The organism is Flavobacterium sp. R1_16 (assembly GCF_057652095.1).
The window spans coordinates 1-2,112 of sequence record NZ_JBYFCG010000021.1 but is presented as its reverse complement, the minus strand read 5'-3'; the positions used below and the strand labels follow the sequence as shown (position 1 = coordinate 2,112).

The window sequence follows — 2,112 nt, the reverse complement described above, 5'->3', positions numbered from 1 at the left end:
GCCTAGCTTAAAATCCATTTATAGACCTCCTGTGAAGTAGAAAAGAAATCAAAATGAGGTTTTTTCACAGCCTGACGGGTTGGGGCTTTGTGGCAGTAGGGGATTTATGAAAACCGAAACTGTCTGCCGTCACCGAAACTTGCTAAAAGTAATAAATTTCAATTAACCACGAAAACCCCTATTGCACAAAACCCCTGTTAGCCGTTCGGTTTTATTTGGTGATAATTGTCAAATTCTTTTCTGTCATTATTGTTAAATGGAAATTCAAAACCTGTTTTCTTTATTACAATGTCAAAATCTCTAGTTAAAGAAAATTTGTTTTCGGGCAGTGATGCAAACAAGAGTTCTAAACTGAAAATTATAAGTGCAATAGAGTATAAGATAATAGTAATTGGTTTTCTGATTTTAATTTCGAAAAGATATTTATTTACAAAGAAAATAATCCCAATCATTACTCCTAAATAGATTACAAAATCTAAAATTAGTTCTGTAATGAAATATTCTTGTGCAATTGAAGTATAAAATGCTGGAGATTTATAAATAAAAGGGAAGCCGTACATTATTCCGTCTGTTCCGTCTACAACGTCAGCTATCCACCATTTAGTGAAACTAAAAAAGATTATAATTGTCAACGGAATTACTACGGTCAAAATTAAATTTCTCTTCATTTTATTCACCATTAACAATTTTATATATGATTAAAGTATCTGGGTCGAAGTATATTTTAGGGTTGTCAGACGCTCCAAAAAGCATATCGTATTCTAAAGCATAAATTGGATTATTATTTTCGTCTTTAGTAATAATGATTTCTCCCGATTTATTGTCTTGTGATATATATTGATATTCAGAGTCTCCGATTATTTTTCTCGCATCATTTAAATTCATTCCGACTTTCAATTTTGAAATATTGTCCCAATATTTTTGAGTAGTAATTTCAGATTTTATATAGCCATAAATCTCAAAAGTTAGAACCAAAATACTTAGAATTATTATTGCGTTTTTTCTCATATTCTCTCTATTTTATTAGTTCTGCGACAAACTGACGGCTAACGTCCCGCCGGCTTTGTGAAGTGGCGGAATTTTATTACTGATGTTTACAAATATACCGAAAAGTTTGAAAGAAAAAGCCGAATGAAAAGAAGAAATAAAAGCACCAAACCATTCCAAAAAATCACCAAGCCCCGCCATTTCACAAAACCGCTGTTAGCAGCTGGCTTTTTATGAAATCCAATATAGAATTTTATAAAAACCATATTCCGTTGTTATGTTTTTTTCAGGTTCTTTTCTAATATTTAGGTTGAAATTTTTAAACTCTTTCTCGAGGTTTATGTATTCATATCCATTGTTATAATAATTTACATATTCATTTGGCATATTTACGAAACCGCTTTTGGTTGATTTAAATTCAATCTTTTCGTTATTATAAATTTCAGAAAATTGAATATTGCCATTTTTTAAAAGGACAATTTTTAAATTTTTGTTATTTGAAAAAACTTTACCGTTTCGGAAATAAATTGCATAAAATTTTTCTGAAGTAAAAGTTTCTTTTCCTTGATAATTGATATAATAGATTTTGTTTGGAAATGTCTTTTTATACTTTTTTTGAGCCACAACAATTAAAGGATAATTTGATTGCTTTTTTTCTATTAAAATGTCATCGAATTTAATTTTGTCATAATTTGTTAATGTTTTTACAGAATTATAGACAACTTCATAAGGACAAAGGTTGTCTTTATCAAAGCAGGGAAATGAATAAAAAGTTAAACCGAGAATAATAAAGAGTAGAAATGAAAAGAATATATTTCTTCTCCATTTTAACTCAATCTTTTTAGATACTCTTTTATATAAAAAAGCAAATAGGATTGATAAAAAAATAAAAAAAGGAATTGAAATTGTAAAGATTATTGATGCACCACCACCATCAACCGGAAATAAGTACACTAAAAGAGGCGTTAGAAAACCACTAATTAAAATTATCCAAAACTTGTGTTTTTCCATACTCGTTTTTTATACTGCGATTTTTTTGAAGCTTGCTGCTAACGTCAGACTGTGAAAAAACCTCACAGCCCTTCGAACAAATATAGCAAAATGTTTTCAAGCAGTAGTTTATTT

General features: G+C 29.2%; 3 protein-coding genes. All 3 read right to left on the bottom strand.

The features are described from left to right. Positions 1 to 197 precede the first annotated feature (197 nt). Positions 198 to 668, bottom strand: coding sequence for a hypothetical protein (locus AC23L6_RS13300; RefSeq protein ID WP_487562964.1), 471 nt, complete (start codon positions 666 to 668; stop codon positions 198 to 200). A gap of 1 nt (position 669) precedes the next feature. Beyond that, complete coding sequence (locus tag AC23L6_RS13295) at positions 670 to 1,008, bottom strand: hypothetical protein (protein ID WP_487562965.1); 339 nt, start codon at positions 1,006 to 1,008, stop codon at positions 670 to 672. Between the two features lie 210 nt (positions 1,009 to 1,218). Beyond that, entirely contained in the window at positions 1,219 to 1,998 is a 780-nt protein-coding gene (locus AC23L6_RS13290; protein ID WP_487562966.1) for a hypothetical protein, read from the bottom strand. Positions 1,999 to 2,112: the final 114 nt, after the last annotated feature.